Source organism: Pseudomonas sp. B16120 (assembly GCF_044218845.1).
Lineage (GTDB): Bacteria > Pseudomonadota > Gammaproteobacteria > Pseudomonadales > Pseudomonadaceae > Aquipseudomonas > Aquipseudomonas paracarnis.
In genome coordinates, this window is sequence record NZ_CP162588.1 from 3,986,328 (window position 1) to 4,005,752 (window position 19,425).

The window sequence follows — 19,425 nt, forward strand, 5'->3', positions numbered from 1 at the left end:
ACAGGGACCACCCCATGAGCTTCTGGAAAACCGAACGCGGCGCCCTGGTGTTACTGCTGGGCACCTCGGCCTTGCTGCTCTTGCTGGGCCTGGGCAGCCGCGACCTGTGGGGGCCGGAAACGCGCTGGGCGAATATCGCCTTGCAGATGCTGCAAAGCGGTGACTACTTCGACCCATACCTCAAAGGCACGCCGTATTACGACAAACCCCTGCCCTCCTATTGGCTGATTACCGGGTTTGCCCACCTGCTGGGCGGCCTCGGCCCGTGGTCGCTGCGCCTGTCATCGGTGCTTGCCGCATGGTTGAGCATCTGGCTGGTGTACCTGATCGGTGAACGCCTGTTTCGCAAAGGCACCGGGCTGATCGCCGGGTGGATGCTCGCCACCACCTTCTATTTCCTGTTCTGGGCTCGCGTGGCCACCGCCGATGTACTCACCGTGTGTGGCGTACTGGCAGCGGTGTGGTGGTATTGGCGTGGGCCGGATGACACGCGGCTGGGGCGCTACACGGTGTTTTTCCTGTTGCTGGCCGCCACCTCGCTGTTCAAGGGTTTGATCGGTGTGGTGCTGCCGGCGCTGATGCTGTTGCCACACTTGCTCAGCGAACACCGCTACAAACGCCACCTCAACCTGCGCCTGGTGCTGGCCCTGCTCATCGCCGGCGTGGTGTATGCGATTCCCTTTGTACTGTCCCACCGCTACGGCGCCCCCACTTACGGCGAGAGCGGCCTGGAGCTGGTGTTCCGCGAAAACGTGGTGCGTTTCTTCGACCCCTTCGACCATATGGGGCCGATCTACACCTACCTGATTTACCTGCCGGTCTACACCCTGCCCTGGGCACCCTGCTGGATACTTGGCCTGTGGCTGGCCGTGCGCAACTGGCGCAGAGCGCCGCCCAACGTACGCTGGCTGGTGTGGGGCCTGGGCCTGTTGTTTGTATTCTTCACCGCCAGCGGCAGCCGCCGCAGCTACTACGTGTTGCCGCTGGTACCCTTTGCCCAACTGCTCGCCGCCTGGTGGCTGAGTGAACGCCTGCGCAAAAAACCGATGAGCTGGCCGCGCTGGCAAACAGGCTTTGGCCTCAGCGCAGGCCTGCTCTTGCTGGTGCTGGGCGTGATCTACCCTTGGACAAATGGCAACGGCGGCGTTACCCGCTTCGCCGCCGACCTGCAAGCCCAGGCGGAGAAAAGCGCGCCCTGGACCCAATGGCAACTGGTGCTGGTAGAGGTCGACAACAAGCTGCCCATGTACCTGCAAAACCACGGTAAACCTTTCTACTACGTCAGCGAAAGCCAGGACTTCCCGCGCCAGGGCAACAGCGTCGCGTTCATGGCCTGGTTGGAAAAAACCAGCGGCCAGGGGTTTGATCCGCAACGCACGATTATCGTCACGCAGTATTCCAAGGACGAGCCGACGCCGTTGGCGTTTCTGGGGGTGGATCATCAGATGGTGACGACCCAGCCGGATAATGGGGAGCGGTTGTTCAGGGCGCGTGAGGGAGGGAGTGTGGCGTTTGTTCCGGGGATACGCTGAGGCACTGTACTTGCTGGCTTTTGTCATGGTTTGTAAAGGGCCAGCCAGCCGTGTCCCTGGTTCTGCTGGGTCAGGATGGCAACCGGTGCGCTATCGTGCAGCAGATACTCCAGGCGTTCGGCGGGATGGGCCGGGTCCAGCGGCACGTAGCAGGCCTCGGACTTGAGGATCGCCATGCTGCATAAGATCCTTCTCATGGGGGGTCAGGCACTCGCCGCGCAGAGGTGGCTCATTACGCCGAAGTTGCCGGATGGGAGCATGGCCGCCGGGGGGGCTGTCACCCGAAACCCGGACATTCAAACGGAGGGATAGGCCTTGGCCGACGGTGCATGGCTGAAATGATTAAAGCGCTGTAGGAGATTGGCTACATCTGATCGATAGTGGCGTTTTTGATACCTCCTGTTTTTTCTATTTTCCTAATTATTTTCAGTAAGTTAAGCAAAACTAAAAATAACTTATGCCTGTACGTAGCCGGCTCAACTCATGAGAAACGTCGGTTTAATGGCGCAGTTTTTATGGCAGCTTGTGTCCCTCGTTCCCGCTACATACGTAGGACAAAGCCCCATGGCTAAATGAAATTTCGAACGCCGAGTTACGTTCAAGCAGTACGGAGCGCCCTGCACAGGCCCTGGGCAACCGTTGACGGTTTTCGACATCAAGGATGAGATGGCTATGAGTCTGACCCCCAGTATTGGCGGCACCTGCGGCCCGCATTTTTTCTATGCCGAAATGGGCGAGTTGATTTCAAACAGCGGCGACGAACATTTCGCCGCCACGATGTTGCAGTTGGTGGGCAAGTGGGTACCGATTCACCTGGTAGACCTCAGCGAATGGACCCTGGATGAACTGCGCGACCGCGTGCTGGGCATCAAGTTACTAGGCAGCGCCGGGGTGAAAAAGGATTTGTCGGTGCCCCAGACCTTGCATGCGCTGAACGACCACCCGCTGTTGCGGCAGATGCTGCACATGCAAGACCCGCTGCTGATCCAAATGAACGCCAAGGCCAACAGCGCGCATCCGCGCGGCACTTCCCACCAATGCAACCTGGTATCGCGCCAGGGCAATCGACGCTGTGTGATTTCGCTCTACCGTCCGCCGACCCAGCAGGGGTTTTCCCTGGCTGAGTTGTCGTTTCTCAAGCGCCTGTCGGACACACTGTTGCCGTTGATGGAGCGGCACGCCCAGAGCCTGCGCCAGGCTCCACGCGCCGAAACTGAGCCGGCCCATACCCTGCTGGAACAATCGCAGTTGCAGCGTGAGTTCTACAAACGCTTGTCTTTGAGCGACATCACCCTTTCGGCGCGGGAACAGGAAGTGTGCCTCGGTCTGCTGACCGGCGGTACCGTGCCGCAAATCGCGGAGAAACTCAGTGTCAAAAACAGCTCGATCGAGACCTACCTCAAGCGCGCAGCCGCCAAGCTGGGCGTGAGCGGCCGGCATGGCCTGGCCAAATGGATGGTGGGCGCCTGATAAACACACGACGTTAGAGTAACTTGAGCCCAACCGCGGCACGCCGGTTTGCATCGCCGCTTTCCAGTGGTTGTTTGTGCCCGTATTTGTCCAGGAAGCCGCCCACCACGGCCATCGAATGAAAGCCGCTGGTGACCGTGCCGATAGCGCCGTTCAGGAAGTCCTGGAGGGTTGCGGGCGCCACGAAGTCTTTCAAGCCCAGGCGACGCAAGGCCTGTCCCGGATACTCGCCATCATTGAGGCTGCGTATGGCTGCGGCAAAACTCTTATTAGCCTCCCCGTCATTATTTTCGAGGTAGGCGCGTTTGGCACTGACGGCATATAGAAAGTGTGCATTGACCAGAACATCGTTGAGCCGGTCGGAGCCGAAGTTGGCGCCGGCCGTGGCCTGCTTCAGTTCGTCATGGGTGATGTGCAGCTTGAACCCATCGCGCGTGACAATACGATAGCCGGTGTCGGTGACCACGATGGATTTGTAAATACCGTAAGGGTTATGGCCGAATCTCATCATCACGGCCTTAATGGCGGATATCGTCACGCAATTACCTTCGGTCAATTGGTAAAAGCTTTTGAAAATATCAGTGGGCTTGATGCCCGTATTCGCAGGCGTACCTTTCAAGAATTCGTCACGATTGACGGTGCGGTTATCGGTGACACTCGCAGGCAAAGGTACTGAATCAACGTCGGGGTTCAACCGAGCGGATAACGTGGCCAACAGACGTTCCAACTCGCCTACCAGGCTACTCAGTTGTTTGGCTTCGCTGGCTGGCGCAGGCGGATTGGAAGAAGACACAACAACTGGAGAAGTTACAGCATCGCTCGCCCTGGCATGACCAAGAGCAACAGCATTAACGCAAGACACTAACATGTTGGATAACCTCCTGACACTTACCGAACACTTCAAATTACCCGCGAAGGGTGACTACCTTCAATGACGGTGAAACCGGCGTGTTGTATAACTGGCCCTCCATCACGCCCTCAATAATCACGCCGTTCTTGTTTCTCCCGCCCTTGTCCAACGGCACCCCGACCTGCGCCCCCAAAGCACTGGCCTCGATGACCTGCATATGTTCTTTCAGCCCCAGATAGGACAGCGCCGTGTCACCGTCGATGCCGCCTCCGGCCCCCACCAGTACACCCGGATAACTAGCCTCGGCATGGTACGCGCTGTCTTTTTCATAGTGGCTGAAGAAACGGTCCGCGGCCCTCTCGCGCGCCAGCTCAATGTGCTGGCGCTTGCTCATCACGCCAAACAGAAATTGCGCATCCTTGACCATGCCTTCATCGCCGCCACTGAACTTTGCCGCCCTGGCCGCCAGTTCAAGTTCTTCAACGGTGATTATCAGCTTGAAGCCGTCTCGCATCGTCACGTCATAGTGGTCGCCATGTTTGACGACGTGCTTGAAAATCCCGATAGGGCTTTGCCCGAATGTAGCCATGACAACCTTGATCGCGGCCACGTGCTCCTCTCGGCCCAAGATGCCCAGGTAAGGAAAGTTCTCATACGTGGCACGCAACCCATTGCGCAGGTCGTCAGGCTTTTGCCCTTTGGGTTTTTCAGACATAAACGTAGTGATTGGCTCATAGTTTTTATCTGAAAACATCTCAGCGAGTTCGGTATCAAACGCGCTTCGGGTCTTGGCCAGGTTCGGCCGGTTCATGAAGGGCGCCAATTGTTCTTTCCATACACTTTTAACGGTTGGCACGGTGTCAGGTGCAGTCTGCGTATTCATCAGTGGTCTGTGCGGCGAACCCACAACAGGGGTTGGGTAAGCCACAACGGGTGGCTGGGGTTTCGGCGCCTCATTCTCCCTGCTCATCCATGTTTTAAGTGCCACGACTAATGTCCCCAACAACCTCAACAGCTCCCCCAGCTCTGCGTCACGGTTTGAGTTAACGCTTGGGCCAATCGGATAATGTGCCGGTGATTGACCCAAGGGATTGGGTCGATCTGTAACGGGTTGATCAAGGGTTTTATCAGGCTGTGTAAACGTTGAGTGCGCAGGTGAGTAAGCAGGCTGAGTGTGCGTGAGCATTGTAGGAAGTCTCATTTAATTGAAGGAGGACAAGCGAAAACTATCAGGCGCTACTTGCTCACCGCCGCTGCCGAAAGCCTGCACTGAACAAGTACTCATGCGTGGCCAGGCGGTCGGAAAAGTTCCTGCCAGACAGGTAACAACATCCTTCTCGTTCAACGAACCGCTATCAGAAAATTCCTCAGCGTTGCGCTTTTTCTCCGAACAATCCTCAGCGTATCGCCGACTGACGCACCCGATATTCCCCCGGCGTCATCTGCGCGTACCGCAAGAAAAACCGACTGAAATACGCTGGGTCCTTGAACCCCAGTTGGTAGCAGATTTCATTCGCGGAACTGCCGGTATACAACAGCAGGCGCTTGGCCTCCTGCATCAGCCGCTCAAGGATCAGGCGCTTGGAGGGCAGGTCGGCGATGCGCCGGCACACTTCATTGAGCCGCGCCTGGGTCACGCCAATACCTTGGGCATAACGCGCCAACGGCCAATGTTCCAGATAGTGGGCTTCGATCAGTTCGTTGAAGCGATGGAAGATACGCAGGTCTTCATGGGCTGTCGGACGTGCGGGCTGGGCGTGGGCGCACAGGCGCAGCAGGCGGATCATGATCAGCCTTGTGAGGCTGTCGAGGGCGGCGGCGCGCCCTGCCCGTTCGGCGTTGATCTCACTGCACAGCGCCTCGAAGAGTGGCTCCAGACCCTCGGCGTCGCCAGTCAAGGCCACACATGCGGCACCGCAAGCAAGGCTGGGGTCGGCGTCGATCAAGCTCCACACCAGTTGCTGGCGCACCGTCAACACATGCCCGTCGGCATCGGCCTCGGTGGCAAAAGCGTGGGCCACCGTGGGCGGCGTGAGAAAAAACATCGGCCCCGATTCAACGTATTGGTGGTCATCCAGATATACCCGCACCGCGCCACTCTTGACGTAATGCACCTGGAAAAACCGGTCATGGCGATGCACCGCCATATTGCGCCCGAAAAAACCTGCCAGGTTGCCGAGCTTGTCGTAATGCACCTCGGCGTCGCTGTAGCGCTGGTCGTAGACCTGCCCGATGTTGATGTTGGGAATCGGCTTCACGGGGCTCTCTTCTTGTTGTTGTGAGGCCAGCGCAGTGTGCCACGCTTGACGGTAGTTAACATATTAATTATAACGTTAACAACTTAACGAACGGCCTGTGCAGCCGTCGTCACCGCCAGGAGAAACGCATGAGCCGTACCCTGCATGATGTTGCCAGCGGCACCCTGTTCGGCGTTGCGCTGAACTACCAAGGCCTGCTGGACCAGCATCTCGCCGCCTTCCAGCAGGCGCCCTACCAGCAGCCACCGACCAAGCCGGTGCTGTTTATCAAAACCCCCAACACGCGCAATGGGCACGACGGCGTGGTGTTACACCCGCACGGCGAGCGCCTGCAACCGGGCCCGGCGCTGGGCGTGGTGATCGGCCAGCGCGCCAGCCGTGTCAGCCCGGAGAACGCCATGGCCCATGTGGCCGGGTATGTGGTGGTGAATGAATTCAGCCTGCCGGAAGACAGCTACTACCGCCCTGCCGTCAAAGCTAAATGCCGCGATGGGTTTTGCGCCCTGGGCCCGCAGTTGGTGGCGCGGGATCAAGTGGCCAACCCCAATCAATTGAGCCTCAAGCTGTTCGTCAATGGCGAGCTGCGCCAGGAAAGCTCTACCGCCGATTGGGTACGCGACATCCCGCAATTGATCGCCGAGATCAGCGAGTTCATGACCCTGTACCCCGGCGATGTACTGATCACCGGCACCCCGCAAGGCCGCGTGGATGTGCAGCCAGGCGACCAGGTTGAGGTCGATATCACCGGCATTGGCCGCCTGAGCAACACCATTGCAGCGGAGGCATCGGCATGAAACGCGCACGTATCCACTTTGAAGGTGCAACCCACAACGTATTGGTGCAAGCCGACTGCAGCGTGCGCCTGGAGGATGGGCGGTTGCTGGCCGAAGACCAGGTGCAATGGCTGCCACCCGCCACCGGCAACATGTTCGCCCTGGGTTTGAACTACGCCGACCACGCCGCCGAACTGGCCTTTACGCCGCCGACCGAACCGCTGGCATTCATCAAATCGGTGGGCACCTACACCGGCCACCGCCAAGTCACCTGGCGCCCGGACAACGTCGCCTACATGCACTACGAGTGCGAGCTGGTGGCGGTGATCGGCAAGACCGCGCGCAACGTCAAGCGCGCCGACGCCCTGGACTACCTGGCCGGTTACACGGTGTGCAACGACTACGCGATCCGCGACTACCTCGAGAATTACTACCGCCCCAACCTTCGCGTGAAAAACCGCGACGCCACCACCCCGGTCGGCCCATGGATCGTCGACGTGGCCGATGTGCCCGACCCAGGCAACCTGAAATTGCGCACCTGGATCAACGGCGAACTGCGCCAGGAAGGCATCACGAAAGACATGATTTTCGATATCCCCTACCTCATCGAATACCTGTCCAGCTTCATGACCCTGCAACCGGGCGACATGATCGCCACCGGCACGCCCGAGGGCCTGGCCGATGTGGTACCGGGGGATGAAGTGGTGGTGGAAGTCGAAGGCGTGGGCCGCCTGGTCAACCGTATTGTCAGTGAAACGGAGTTTTTCTCCGCGCGCAAAGAGGCTTGAGCACCATGATCAAACACTGGATCAACGGCCGTGAGGTCGAAAGCAAAGACACCTTTATCAACTACAACCCGGCCACCGGCGAGGCCATCGGTGAAGTGGCCAGCGGCGGTGCCGAAGAAGTCGCGCAGGCCGTGGCGGCGGCCAAGGCCGCGTTCCCCAAGTGGGCCAATACGCCGGCCAAAGAGCGCGCGCGCTTGATGCGCAAGCTGGGCGAGCTGATCGAACAGAACGTGCCACACCTGGCCGAGCTGGAAACCCTGGACACCGGCCTGCCGATCCACCAGACCAAGAACGTGTTGATCCCGCGTGCCTCGCACAACTTCGATTTCTTCGCTGAAGTCTGCACCCGCATGGACGGCCACACCTACCCGGTGGACGACCAGATGCTCAATTACACCCTGTACCAGCCGGTGGGCGTGTGCGGGCTGGTGTCGCCCTGGAACGTGCCGTTCATGACCGCCACCTGGAAGACCGCGCCGTGCCTGGCGCTGGGCAATACGGCGGTGTTGAAGATGTCGGAACTGTCGCCGCTGACCGCCAATGAGCTGGGGCGCCTGGCGGTGGAGGCCGGGATTCCCAATGGCGTGCTCAATGTGATCCAGGGCTACGGCGCCACCGCCGGTGATGCACTGGTGCGCCACCCGGACGTGCGGGCGATTTCCTTTACCGGCGGCACCGCCACCGGCAAGAAAATCATGCAGAGCGCCGGCCTGAAAAAGTACTCCATGGAACTGGGGGGCAAGTCGCCGGTGCTGATTTTCGAAGACGCCGACCTGGAACGCGCCCTCGACGCCGCACTCTTCACGATCTTCTCCCTCAACGGCGAGCGTTGCACCGCTGGCAGCCGGATCTTTATCCAGGAAAGCGTCTACCCGCAATTTGTCGCCGAATTCGCGGCGCGGGCCAAGCGCCTGATCGTGGGCGACCCTCAGGACCCGAAGACCCAGGTCGGCTCGATGATCACCCAGGCCCATTACGACAAGGTCACCGGCTACATCAAGATCGGCCTGGAGGAAGGCGCCACGCTGCTGGCTGGCGGCCTGGAACGCCCGGCCAACCTGCCGGCGCACCTGAGCCGCGGCCAGTTTATCCAGCCGACGGTGTTTGCCGACGTGAATAACCGGATGCGCATCGCCCAGGAGGAAATCTTCGGGCCGGTGGTGTGCCTGATTCCGTTCAAGGATGAAGCCGAGGCACTGCAATTGGCCAACGACACCGAATACGGGCTGGCCTCCTACATCTGGACCCAGGACATCGGCAAGGCCCACCGCCTGGCGCGCGGTATCGAAGCGGGCATGGTATTTATCAACAGCCAGAACGTACGGGATTTGCGCCAGCCGTTCGGCGGGGTCAAAGGCTCGGGCACCGGGCGTGAAGGCGGCCAGTACAGCTTCGAAGTGTTTGCCGAGATCAAGAACGTGTGTATTTCCATGGGTAGTCATCACATTCCGCGCTGGGGCGTATAGCCCAGGCTCAAACAAGCCTCCTGCGGGAGCCGGGCTTGCCCGCGATGCAGGCACCGCGGTCTACCGAGCCGATGCCATCGCAGGCAAGCCAGCCCCCACAGGGACCTCACAGGCCATACAAGAATAATTATTCAGGAGAGTCATCATGGGCGAAGTGGTTCTGGCAGCGAAGATCTGCCACGTACCGTCGATGTACCTGTCGGAACTGCCCGGCAAACATCACGGCTGTCGCGAAGCGGCGATTGCCGGGCACAAGGAAATCGGCCGGCGCGCCCGCGAACTGGGGGCCGACACCGCGGTGGTGTTCGACGTGCACTGGCTGGTCAACAGCGGCTACCACGTCAACTGCGGCGAACAGTTCCAGGGCACCTACACCAGCAACGAACTGCCGCACTTCATCAAGAACATGGACTACGCCTACCCCGGTTGCCCCGAGCTGGGCGAGCTGATCTCCGCCGAAGCCAACCTGGCTGGCGTGCGCAGCATGGCCCACAACATCCCGAGCCTGGAGCTGGAATACGGCACCCTGGTGCCCATGCGCTACATGCATATGGGCGTGTCCGACGCAGAAAAATTCAAAGTCATTTCCATCGCTGCCTGGTGCGCCTGGCATCGCCTGGAAGACAGTTTTGCCTTCGGCGCCGCCGTGCGCCGGGCGATTGAAAAGAGCGATCGCAAGGTACTGGTGCTGGCGTCCGGCTCGCTGTCCCATCGGTTCTCGGACGACCGCGAGGCTGAGGCGAATATCCACAACTGGACCCGCGAATTCGACAAGCAGGTGGACCTGCATGTCGTGCAAATGTGGAAGCAAGGCCGCTTCAAGGAGTTCTGCGCCATGTTGCCCGACTACGCCGAACACTGTTTTGGCGAAGGCAAGATGCACGACACCGCCATGCTCCTGGGCCTGCTGGGTGGGCCGGACTATGCCAAGCCGGCCGAGATCATCACGCCGCCGTTCGGCAGTTCGGGCACCGGCCAGATCAACGCGATTTTCCCGCTTTAACCCTGGGAGAGCCCCATGCCGCACTTTATCGCCGAGTACACCGACAACCTCGAACAGCAGGCCGACTTGCCCGGCCTGTTTGAAAAAGTCCACCGCGTGCTGGGCGACAGCGGTGTGTTTCCGCTGGGCGGCATTCGCAGTCGCGGCGTACGCCTGGACACCTGGCGCATGGCCGACGGCAAGCATGACTATGCCTTTGTGCACATGACCCTCAAGGTCGGCCATGGCCGCGACCTGACCACGCGCGAGGCCGTCGCCCAAGCGGTGTTCGCGGTGATCATCGCGCACTTCGCCGAGCTGCAGGCACAGCGCTTGCTCGCGTTGTCGTTCGAGATGATCGAGCTGCACCCGCAGCTCAACTTCAAGCAGAACAATGTGCACGCGTTCCTGAACAACGCGGCGAGCTGAAACGACCCCGGCTCCTACAACTACAAGAAGAACACCATCATGAGCACAGCCCATTCCACTGCAAGCCTGCGGCTTGCCGAGCACGACCGCACCCATCGTTTGGTGACCTGGCGCCTGATGCCCTTGTTGCTGGTGTGTTACCTGTTCGCCCATCTGGACCGCATCAACATCGGCTTTGCCAAGATGCAGATGAGCAGCGACCTGCACTTCAGCGACACCGTGTATGGCTTTGGCGCCGGTCTGTTCTTCATCGCCTATGCACTGTTCGGCGTGCCCAGCAACATTGCCCTGGACCGCGTCGGGCCACGGCGCTGGATCGCCTGCCTGATGGTGGTGTGGGGCCTGCTCTCCACCGGCATGTTGTGGGTGGAGAGCGCGCGCGGGTTCTACGTGCTGCGCTTTCTACTGGGGGTGGCCGAGGCCGGGTTTTTTCCGGGGATCCTGGTATTCCTGAACCGCTGGTACCCGGCGCGCCGTCGCGCCCAGGTCACCGCCTTGTTTGCCATTGCCGTGCCTATGGCCGGGGTGTTGGGCGGGCCGATTTCCGGGGCGATCCTGGAAAACTTCCACGACGTCGGCAGCCTGCGCGGCTGGCAATGGATGTTCCTGATCGAAGGCGCGCCCGTGGTGCTGCTGGGGCTGGTGGTGCTCAAGTGGTTGCCGGACAGTTTCGAGTCGGTGCACTGGCTGACTGCCGAGCAAAAACAGCAACTGCGCACCCAACTGAGCAACGAGGAACAGCGCAAGACCATCACCTCGTTCGGCGGCATCCTGCGTGACCCGCAGGTGTGGCTGCTGGTGGCCGTGTACTTTGCGGTGATGCTGGCGGTCAACACCCTGGCGTTCTGGATGCCCACCCTGATCCACGGCGCCGGCATCGGCCGCGACAGCCAGGTCGGCTTGCTCAGCGCCGTGCCGTACCTGGCCGGTTGCTTCTTTATGCTCGGCTGTGGGCGCTCGTCCGACCGCCACCGCGAGCGCCGCTGGCACCTGTGCGTGCCATTGCTGATGGCGGCGCTCGGCATCGCCGTGGCGGGCCTGGCGCCCGCCAATGCGCTGCTGGTGATGGGCGGGCTGGTGGTCGCCGGCATGGGCGCCAGTGCCGCGCTGCCGATGTTCTGGCAACTGCCGCCGGCGTTTCTCTCCCACACCACCCAGGCCGCGGGCATCGCCATGATCAGTTCGTTCGGCAGCATCGCGGCGTTCCTCGCGCCCTACCTGATCGGCTGGATGCGCGACGCCACCCAGAGCGCCAGCCTGGCCCTGTACGTACTCGCGCTGTTTATCGCCCTCGGTGGCTTGCTGGTGCTGCGCACCCAGGCCGCCATCGTCAACCCACACTAGAGACCGTTGCCATGCTCGACTCCCAGCAAATCCTTGCGGCCGCCGCCCACCTGGACCGCGCCGAACGCAGCCGCGAACAGGTGCGCCAGTTTTCCCTCGACTACCCCGATATGACGATCGACGACGCCTACGCCATCCAGCGTGAATGGGTCGCGCAGAAGATCAAGGACGGGCGCACGCTCAAGGGCCACAAGATCGGCCTCACGTCACGGGCCATGCAGGTGTCGTCGAATATCACCGAACCCGATTACGGTGCCCTGCTCGACGACATGTTTTTCGACGAAGGCAGCGACATTCCCTTCGAGCGTTTCATCGTGCCACGGGTGGAGGTGGAACTGGCCTTCATTCTCGGAAAACCGCTCAAGGGGCCCAACTGCACGGTGTTCGATGTGCTCGACGCCACCGAATGGGTAATCCCCGCGCTGGAAATCATCGACGCCCGCATCCAGCAGGTCGACCCGCACACCAACGCCACGCGCAAGGTATTCGACACCATCTCCGACAACGCCGCCAACGCCGGTGTGGTGCTCGGCGGCCGCGCCGTGCGCCCCACCGAGATCGACCTGCGCAAGGTGCCGGCGGTGTTGTATCGCAATGGCGTGATCGAAGAGTCCGGGGTGTCGGCGGCGGTGCTCAACCACCCGGCCAAGGGCGTGGCGTGGCTGGCCAACAAGCTGGCGCCCTATGACGTCACCCTGCTGCCCGGCCAAGTGATTCTCGGCGGTTCGTTTACCCGCCCGGTGGCGGCCCGCCCTGGCGATACCTTCCACGTCGACTACGACCTGCTCGGCTCGATTGCCTGCCGCTTCGTCTGAACCCAGGAGTGCTGTCATGGACATGCCTGTCAACCGCTTCAAGCAACGCCTGCACAACCACGAAGTACAGATCGGCCTGTGGCTCGGCCTTGCCAACGCCTACTGCGCGGAACTGGCGGCCAACGCCGGTTTCGACTGGCTGCTGATCGACGGCGAACATGCGCCCAACCACCTGCCGGGGATGCTCGCGCAATTACAGGCCATCGCGCCCTACCCCAGCCAGGCGTTGATTCGCCCGGTGATCGGCGACACGGCGCTGATCAAACAACTGCTGGATATCGGCGCCCAGACGCTGCTGGTGCCCATGGTCGAAAACGCTGCCCAGGCCCAAGAACGGGTGCGCGCCCTGCGCTACCCGCCCCAGGGTATTCGCGGGGTCGGCAGCGCCCTGGCCCGCGCCTCGCGCTGGAACAGCATCGCCGATTACCTCGACCAGGCCGACGCGCAGATGTGCCTGCTGGTGCAGATTGAGAATGCCGAGGGCCTGGCCAATCTGGACGCCATTGCCGCCGTCGAAGGCGTGGACGGTGTGTTTATCGGCCCGGCAGATTTGAGCGCGTCCATGGGCCATCGGGGTAACCCGGGGCATCCGCAGGTACAGGCGGCGATTGAGGACGCCATCGTGCGTATCGTCAAGGCGGGTAAGGCCGCAGGGATTCTCAGTGCAGATGAAAATCTCGCACGACGCTATATCGAGTTGGGGGCGACGTTCGTGGCGGTGGGGGTCGACACCACGGTGTTGATGCGGGGCCTGCAAAGCCTGGCCGGGAAGTTCAAAGACGTGCCTGTGGCTGCCAATACCGGTGGTGTCTACTGAAATCCATGTGGGAGCTGGCTTGCCTGCTCCCACAGTTGACCGGTGGTGGTTCAGTCACTAGGTCAGCGCTTGATGTTCTTCAAGTCATCCAGCAACCCCAACAAGGTCTGGAATTTCTCTTCGCCAAACTGATCCTGCAAACGCTGGTAGTTGGCCTCCATGCACTGGCTCATGGACTCAAAACTCGCTTTGCCCTTGTCCGCCAGGGTAATCAGCACCCGGCGCTGGTCCTGTTCGGCCTTGCGCCGGTGCACCATGCCGGCCGCTTCCATGCGCACCAGCACGCCGGTCATGCTCGGCTTGAGGATGCAGGCCAGTTCCGCCAGTTGGTAGATCTCCAACTCACCATGCTGTTCAAGGATGCGGATGATGCGCCATTGCTGTTCGGTCAGGCCGTGTTCATTCAGGGATGGACGGAAAAAACTCATCGCGGCCTCACGCGCTTGCAGCAAGGCCAGGGTCAGGGATTGTCGAGGTGTGGACATAGGGCTCAGGGTCACGAAGTATTTAGTTAATAGTTTAACGAAACTCTAACATTCCCGGCCGGCGAGCGCGCTATAACTTGTAGGTGCCCTCGCCCGTGGCGCGCTGAATCAAAAAACCGGGCACGCAGGATCAAGACTTCCAGCCCGCCAGGGGCCCTAATGGAGGCATCCGCTTTAGCGCCTTCCTTCACTTTTTCAGGCTGCGCCATGATCAACATCGAAACCCCCACGTACTACACCGCCACCAAAAAATACAACCTCAGCTTCCCCACCCTGGAACAGGATATCGACGCAGACGTCGTGGTCATCGGCGGCGGCTTTTCCGGGATCAACACGGCCCTTGAGCTGGCGGAAAAAGGCATCACTAACATTGTGGTGCTCGAAGCGCGCTACCTGGGCTTTGGCGGCACGGGCCGCAACGGTGGGCAGATCATGGCGGGCATCGGCCATGACCTGGAGAAGATCAAGAAGGACGTGGGCGAAGACGGGCTGCGCCAAGTGTTCGAGATCAGCGACCTGGGCGCCGACATCATCAAGAACCGCATCGCCAAGTACAACATCGACGCGGACTTTTGCCACGGCTACGGCTATATGGGCTTCAACGCCCGCCAGGAAAAAACCCTGCGCGCCTGGGAGAAAGACTTCAAGTCGATCAACAGCCAGCACGAAATCCGCTTTCTCGGCGGCTCCGATGTGCAGCAGATCATCGGCTCCACCGCCTACACCAGCGCCCTGTTGCACATGGGTGGCGGGCATGTGCACTCGCTGAACCTGCTGCTGGGCGAAGCTACCGCACTGGCCAGCCATGGCGTGAAGATCTTCGAAAACAGCCCGGCGCTGGAAGTCAGCTACGGCGAGCGCATCACCGTGCGCACCGGTCGCGGTTCGGTACGCGCCAGCAAGTTGCTGTGGGCCTGTGACAGCTTTCTCAACAAGCTGGAGCCAGAACTGCACCGCTCGACCATCAACACCTACGCGTTCCAGATGATGACCGAGCCGTTGTCCGAGGAGTTGATCCAGCGCATCAGCCCAATCCGTGGGGCCTACAGCGACATCCGCCCAGTGATCGACTACTACCGCGTCACCAACGAGAACCGCCTGCTGTTCGGCGCCGCGACGCCTTTGGTGGAGCACATTCCCGGCGATCTGAAAGCCTGGAACCGTCACCTGATGCTGAAGATTTTCCCCTACCTCAAGGACGTGAAAATCGACTTGGCCTGGGGCGGCCCGATGGCGTGCAGCCCGAACCTGTTTCCGCAAGTAGGCACCTTGCCGGGGCGCAGCAATGCGTTTTTCGTGCAGGGCTATTCCGGCTTTGGCGTCACGCCCAGCCACATCATCTGCAAGGTACTGGCCGAAGGCATGAGCGAAGGCTCGGCGCGTTATGACCTGGTCAGCTCGATTCACCGCCCCACCATCATCGGCAAGGACGCGATTCGCCCCCTGCTGCTGACGGCGGGCAAATCCTGGCACCAACTTTCCGGCTACTGGAATGGGCGCCGCTAACCCTCTTTTCTCACTCACAGGAACCACTGCCATGCCTCTTACCGCCCTGAAACACAACGTCCAGCTGTCGGAACTCGACGCCTGGGGCACCGTGGCCGACCTCGGCTCGCAAATCCTTGAAGGCGACGTCCGCGCCTTCGGCAAGATGACCTTTGGCGCGCCCACCGATGCGGTCAGCAGTGCGTACTTCGGCACGACCCAGGGCAAGTTCCGCATGGTTTACCCGTTCGCCGAACAGGCCACGATAGTCACCGGCGAAGTGGTGCTGACCGACGAGTCCACCGGCCAATCCACCCGCTACAAGGCCGGTGACAGCTGGTTCGTGACCAAGGGCACGCCCGTGCTGTGGGAAGTGGTCAGCGAGAGTTTCGTCAAACACTACTTCGCCGTCGTGTAAGGGAGGGGTTGCCATGTCGAATTCATCTGACTGGATCACCGTAGGCGCCCTGGCTGAGGGGTTTGCACCTGAGGCCTTCATCCTGCCGAACCTGGCCGACCTGGCCGGCCAGACCTTCACCCTGCACTTTGCCAATGGCTGGCAGATCGAACACCGCTTCGAACAGGAACGCCTGGCCTGGCACGCCGCCGATGGCCACTCCAGCGGCAGCGCCGCCTACCGCGCCAGCTCGATTCGCCCGGGCCTGTACCTGGTGGACTTTATCAAGCACGAGGCCGGGCAAAGCTGGTCGATCAGCCTGGTGCTGGACACACAAAATGCCTCCTTTACCGCGGTGATTGGCCGTATGCCGGAACCAGCAGAGACCCACGAAGGCCTCTACCACCGTGCCCTGGCCGGCAAACCGCTGACCTCGGTACAGGTCGACTTCCTCCACGGCAGCCTCGACCGGCCGTGGCAGGATGGCCACTGCCTGCATGCCCCCACCGACGAGTTGGTCGGCCTGCGCAACCACTATCGCTACAGCCCCAGCGAGGTCTACGAGCACATCTACCTCAACCCTCGGTTCTACGCCTGGCAATGCCTTGAGGGCGTGGAGAAAGGCTTGTGCGACACCGACCGCTGCCATTACTACAAGATCGCCGAACAGCTGTACCTGTTCGTGTGGCAGGAGAAGATCGTACCGACCCTCGGCCTGGTGCTGATCGACCTGCAACAGCACCGCAGCGACGGCAAGATCTTCGGCTATGCCGGGGCGTCCTTCGACGCGTTGTCGAACTTCCCGATCAGTTCCTATTGCCAGGTGCTCAACCGCACGGAGTATCCCCGTGACTGAGCTGCGCACGGTGGTGATCACCGGGGCCGGCACCGGCATCGGCGCTGCCTGCGCACGCTTGTACGCACAGGAAGGCGCACGGCTGGTGCTGATCGGTCGGCGTCGTGAGCCCCTGGAACAGGTGGCGCAGGACACCGGCGGGCTGATCCTGGTGGGCGATGCCGCCTGCCCGGACACCTGGGACGGCTTTATCCAGCAGATCCGCACCCACTGCGGGCGCCTCGATGTGCTGCTGGCCTGTGCCGGTGGCCACGGGCTAGGCAGCGCGACCCAGACCAGCCCGGCCACCTGGGAAGGCGCGCTGCGCAGCAACCTCGACAGTGCGTTCTACAGCGCCCGCGCCTGCCTGCCGCTGTTGCAGGAAAGCGCCGGGAACATGGTGCTGATTGGTTCCATCGCCTCATTGGCGGCAGGCCCCGAGGTGTGTGGCTACACCACCGCCAAGCATGCGCTGCTCGGGCTCAACCGCTCGCTGGCCCGTGATTATGGCCCCCATGGCGTGCGCGTGAACGCGGTGTGCCCAGGCTGGGTGCACACGCCGATGGCCGACGCGGAGATGCGGCCGTTGATGGAGGCGTACGGCGAGAGCTTGCAGCAGGCCTATGCACGGGTGTGTGCCGATGTCCCGCTGCGGCGCGCCGCACGTGCCGACGAGATCGCCAAGGTGTGCCGCTTCCTGGCCAGCGACGACGCCTCGATCATTACCGGCGCCACGTTGGTGGCGGACGGTGGGGCCAGCATCGTCGACGTGCCGACGCTGGCGTTTACGCGCATGGAGCCTGCCCATGACGAATGACCTGGATTTCAGCGGCCAGGTCGTGCTGGTCACCGGCGGCGCCCAGGGCATTGGCCTGGGCATCGTCCAGGCCTTTGCCCAACGCGGTGCGCGGGTGGTGATTGCTGACCGTCTGCTTGAACAGGCTGAAGCCGTGGCTGCCCGGTTGTGCGCACAGGGGCATCAAGTTGAAGCCTTTGGCGTTGACCTGGCGGATGCCAAAGCGGTGTTTGCTTGCGTCCAAGGCTTGGCGCAACTGGATGTACTGGTGCACAACGCCGGGTACTTTCCGCTGACCGCCTTTGCCGACATCACCCCAACGATCCTGGAGCGCACCCTGGCGGTGAACCTGTCGGCGCTGTTCTGGCTGACCCAGGCGGCGTTGCCGAGGTTTCGCGAGCAAGGCCGGGGCTGCGTGCTGGTGACGTCTTCAGTCACCGGCAACCGGGTGGGTTACCCGGGGCTGAGCCACTATGCGGCGTCCAAGGCCGGGGTGAATGGGTTTATCCGCAATGCCGCGCTGGAGCTGGCGCCGTTGAATGTGCGGGTCAACGGCGTGGAGCCCGGCATGATCGCCACTCCGGCGATGGATAACCTGGGCGATGCGGCCGTGAATGACAGCATCGCCCGCCGTGTGCCGCTGGGGCGCCTGGGCGCGGCGGCGGATATTGCCGGGGCGATGGTGTTTCTGGCCTCTGACCTGGCGGGCTATATCACCGGGCAGACGCTGGTGGTGGACGGTGGCGCGACGCTGCCCGAAATCTGAAACCCGATCGTTCCCACGCTCTGCGTGGGAATGCATCCTGTGACGCTTCGCGTCACGACTTCTGGAGCGGGACGCGGAGCGTCCGGGGCGGCGTTCCCACGCAGAGCGTGGGAACGATCACGAGGAGCTGTTTATGCCCCCACCGCCTGCAACCGGCTGGAACGAAACTCCTTGGGCGACACCTCGAACTGCTTCTTGAACGACCGACTGAAATGCGCCGAGTCGGTAAAGCCCCATTTGTACGCAATCGAGGTGATCGACTCACTGCGCAGGAACGGGTTGGTCAAGTCATCCGCACTGCGCTTGAGCCGTGCGCGCTGGATATAGCGGCAGACGCTGTCGTCCTGTTCTTCAAACAGACGGTACAGATGCCGCACCGAAATATTCAGGCGGTTGGCCAGGCCGATCGGGCTCAGGCCTGGCTGGCTCAGGGACTCATCGATGACCTTTTGTACATAGCTGCGCAGGTTATTGCCGTGCAACGCAGCAACGCCCTCGCGACACTCATCGCCCTGCTCCAACGCCGACCCCAACAGCGAGACGAAGGCCGCTTGCAGCGCTTCCACTTGCGTGGCGTCTTCGTCGGTATCGTCCTTGCACAGTTGGTCCATCAGCACATGCAGCATGCGCCCGCAGGCTTTGGTCGAGGAGATCTTGCCGAAGGCCCGTGCCTGGCCGCCCAGGTGCTTGCACACCGCACTGCGCGACAGGGACAACGAGGCGTGTTCGATCAGGCCGAAGGGGGTGATTTCGATGGAGCCCACCGAGTCCATCAACAGCATTTCTCCGGGGGCCAGTTGTACGGTCTGGTCGTTCTGGGTGATCTGGGAGTAGCCGCTGCGCTGGCTGACCAGGAAACATTCCTGGTCGTTGTCATGGTCCGCTTGGTGCGTCGGGCGTTTGATCAGCCCGGCGTTGGTGCGCAGGATGGCCAGGCCACGCGACAGGTTGTGGATCTCGCCGATAAACAGCGAACGGTTGAAAGCCAGCTGAGTATCGAAGTGGCCGCACGCGGCGCGCAGTTCGCGGTTCCAGCTGTCGAGCCCGTCGGGTGCATGCTGTGGGATGCTCATGGGGTGTCTCCGCAGTGGCGTTATTCTTGTTGTTCTGGCGCAATAGTTAACATGTTATCTATAT

Annotated in this window: 20 protein-coding genes and 1 pseudogene; 15 read left to right on the top strand and 6 right to left on the bottom strand. The window is 61.4% G+C overall.

All coding sequences use genetic code 11. The features are described 5' to 3' along the window. Positions 1-14 precede the first annotated feature (14 nt). Positions 15-1,532 carry an ArnT family glycosyltransferase gene (locus AB4P90_RS18340; RefSeq protein ID WP_395605225.1) on the top strand — a complete coding sequence of 506 codons (1,518 nt, stop codon included), beginning with the start codon at positions 15-17 and terminating at the stop codon, positions 1,530-1,532. A 59-nt stretch (positions 1,533-1,591) separates the two neighbouring features. Here AB4P90_RS18340 and AB4P90_RS18345 read toward each other — a convergent pair. Further along, positions 1,592-1,708: pseudogene (locus AB4P90_RS18345) on the bottom strand (AMP-binding protein); the annotation flags it as partial. A 496-nt stretch (positions 1,709-2,204) separates the two neighbouring features. Between AB4P90_RS18345 and AB4P90_RS18350 the strand changes: the two are divergent. After that, positions 2,205-3,002: a helix-turn-helix transcriptional regulator gene (locus AB4P90_RS18350; protein ID WP_014719066.1), complete on the top strand. Its 798-nt coding sequence runs from the start codon at positions 2,205-2,207 to the stop codon at positions 3,000-3,002. Between the two features lie 13 nt (positions 3,003-3,015). Here AB4P90_RS18350 and AB4P90_RS18355 read toward each other — a convergent pair whose 3' ends face one another. The 3 genes from AB4P90_RS18355 to hpaA form a co-directional block, all read right to left on the bottom strand. Continuing rightward, positions 3,016-3,870: a hypothetical protein gene (locus AB4P90_RS18355; protein ID WP_395605226.1), complete on the bottom strand. Its 855-nt coding sequence runs from the start codon at positions 3,868-3,870 to the stop codon at positions 3,016-3,018. Positions 3,871-3,907: 37 nt separating this feature from the next. Then, on the bottom strand, positions 3,908-4,735 hold the full coding sequence (locus AB4P90_RS18360; protein WP_224796950.1) for a type III secretion protein: 828 nt from the start codon (positions 4,733-4,735) through the stop codon (positions 3,908-3,910). Between the two features lie 514 nt (positions 4,736-5,249). Then, positions 5,250-6,110: a 4-hydroxyphenylacetate catabolism regulatory protein HpaA gene (hpaA, locus tag AB4P90_RS18365; RefSeq protein ID WP_395605227.1), complete on the bottom strand. Its 861-nt coding sequence runs from the start codon at positions 6,108-6,110 to the stop codon at positions 5,250-5,252. A 128-nt stretch (positions 6,111-6,238) separates the two neighbouring features. Between hpaA and AB4P90_RS18370 the strand changes: the two genes are divergently transcribed. The 8 genes from AB4P90_RS18370 to hpaI all read left to right on the top strand — a co-directional run bounded on the left by AB4P90_RS18370 (position 6,239) and on the right by hpaI (position 13,524). After that, a complete protein-coding gene (locus AB4P90_RS18370; protein WP_395605228.1) occupies positions 6,239-6,904 on the top strand; it encodes a fumarylacetoacetate hydrolase family protein in 666 nt (221 codons plus the stop codon). Next, complete coding sequence (locus AB4P90_RS18375) at positions 6,901-7,671, top strand: fumarylacetoacetate hydrolase family protein (protein WP_395605229.1); 771 nt, start codon at positions 6,901-6,903, stop codon at positions 7,669-7,671. Before AB4P90_RS18370 ends, AB4P90_RS18375 begins: the two co-directional genes overlap by 4 nt. A 5-nt stretch (positions 7,672-7,676) precedes the next feature. Further along, on the top strand, positions 7,677-9,137 hold the full coding sequence (gene hpaE, locus AB4P90_RS18380; protein ID WP_014719072.1) for a 5-carboxymethyl-2-hydroxymuconate semialdehyde dehydrogenase: 1,461 nt from the start codon (positions 7,677-7,679) through the stop codon (positions 9,135-9,137). A gap of 145 nt (positions 9,138-9,282) precedes the next feature. Next, positions 9,283-10,140 (top strand): 3,4-dihydroxyphenylacetate 2,3-dioxygenase, encoded by an 858-nt coding sequence (hpaD, locus tag AB4P90_RS18385; RefSeq protein ID WP_058410666.1) that lies wholly within the window; start codon positions 9,283-9,285, stop codon positions 10,138-10,140. Positions 10,141-10,155: 15 nt separating this feature from the next. Beyond that, positions 10,156-10,548: a 5-carboxymethyl-2-hydroxymuconate Delta-isomerase gene (locus AB4P90_RS18390; RefSeq protein ID WP_014719074.1), complete on the top strand. Its 393-nt coding sequence runs from the start codon at positions 10,156-10,158 to the stop codon at positions 10,546-10,548. A gap of 39 nt (positions 10,549-10,587) precedes the next feature. Further along, positions 10,588-11,892 (top strand): MFS transporter, encoded by a 1,305-nt coding sequence (locus AB4P90_RS18395; protein WP_072433831.1) that lies wholly within the window; start codon positions 10,588-10,590, stop codon positions 11,890-11,892. An 11-nt stretch (positions 11,893-11,903) separates the two neighbouring features. Then, positions 11,904-12,707, top strand: a complete 804-nt coding sequence (gene hpaH, locus AB4P90_RS18400; RefSeq protein WP_014719076.1) for a 2-oxo-hept-4-ene-1,7-dioate hydratase — start codon at positions 11,904-11,906, stop codon at positions 12,705-12,707. A gap of 16 nt (positions 12,708-12,723) precedes the next feature. Further along, positions 12,724-13,524: a 4-hydroxy-2-oxoheptanedioate aldolase gene (hpaI, locus tag AB4P90_RS18405; RefSeq protein WP_019821182.1), complete on the top strand. Its 801-nt coding sequence runs from the start codon at positions 12,724-12,726 to the stop codon at positions 13,522-13,524. A 62-nt stretch (positions 13,525-13,586) separates the two neighbouring features. Here the strand turns inward: hpaI and hpaR are convergent, their stop codons facing one another. Further along, on the bottom strand, positions 13,587-14,009 hold the full coding sequence (gene hpaR, locus AB4P90_RS18410; RefSeq protein WP_014719078.1) for a homoprotocatechuate degradation operon regulator HpaR: 423 nt from the start codon (positions 14,007-14,009) through the stop codon (positions 13,587-13,589). Positions 14,010-14,216: 207 nt separating this feature from the next. Here hpaR and AB4P90_RS18415 point away from each other — a divergent pair, with 207 nt between their 5' ends. Genes AB4P90_RS18415 through AB4P90_RS18435 form a run of 5 tightly spaced genes read left to right on the top strand, consistent with a single transcriptional unit; the run spans position 14,217 to position 18,288 of the window. After that, complete coding sequence (locus AB4P90_RS18415; protein WP_020301330.1) at positions 14,217-15,515, top strand: FAD-binding oxidoreductase; 1,299 nt, start codon at positions 14,217-14,219, stop codon at positions 15,513-15,515. 31 nt (positions 15,516-15,546) lie between these two features. Beyond that, a complete protein-coding gene (locus AB4P90_RS18420; protein ID WP_014719080.1) occupies positions 15,547-15,912 on the top strand; it encodes a cupin domain-containing protein in 366 nt (121 codons plus the stop codon). A gap of 13 nt (positions 15,913-15,925) precedes the next feature. Further along, complete coding sequence (locus AB4P90_RS18425) at positions 15,926-16,747, top strand: molybdenum cofactor biosynthesis F family protein (RefSeq protein ID WP_395605230.1); 822 nt, start codon at positions 15,926-15,928, stop codon at positions 16,745-16,747. Next, a complete protein-coding gene (locus AB4P90_RS18430) occupies positions 16,740-17,543 on the top strand; it encodes an SDR family NAD(P)-dependent oxidoreductase (protein WP_395605231.1) in 804 nt (267 codons plus the stop codon). Before AB4P90_RS18425 ends, AB4P90_RS18430 begins: the two co-directional genes overlap by 8 nt. Then, positions 17,533-18,288 carry an SDR family oxidoreductase gene (locus AB4P90_RS18435; protein WP_060767785.1) on the top strand — a complete coding sequence of 252 codons (756 nt, stop codon included), beginning with the start codon at positions 17,533-17,535 and terminating at the stop codon, positions 18,286-18,288. The genes AB4P90_RS18430 and AB4P90_RS18435 overlap by 11 nt, the downstream gene beginning before the upstream one ends. A gap of 131 nt (positions 18,289-18,419) precedes the next feature. Here AB4P90_RS18435 and feaR read toward each other — a convergent pair whose 3' ends face one another. Then, the gene (gene feaR, locus AB4P90_RS18440; protein WP_014719084.1) at positions 18,420-19,361 is read right to left on the bottom strand and encodes a transcriptional regulator FeaR; all 942 of its coding nucleotides are present in this window, start codon (positions 19,359-19,361) and stop codon (positions 18,420-18,422) included. Positions 19,362-19,425 lie beyond the last annotated feature (64 nt).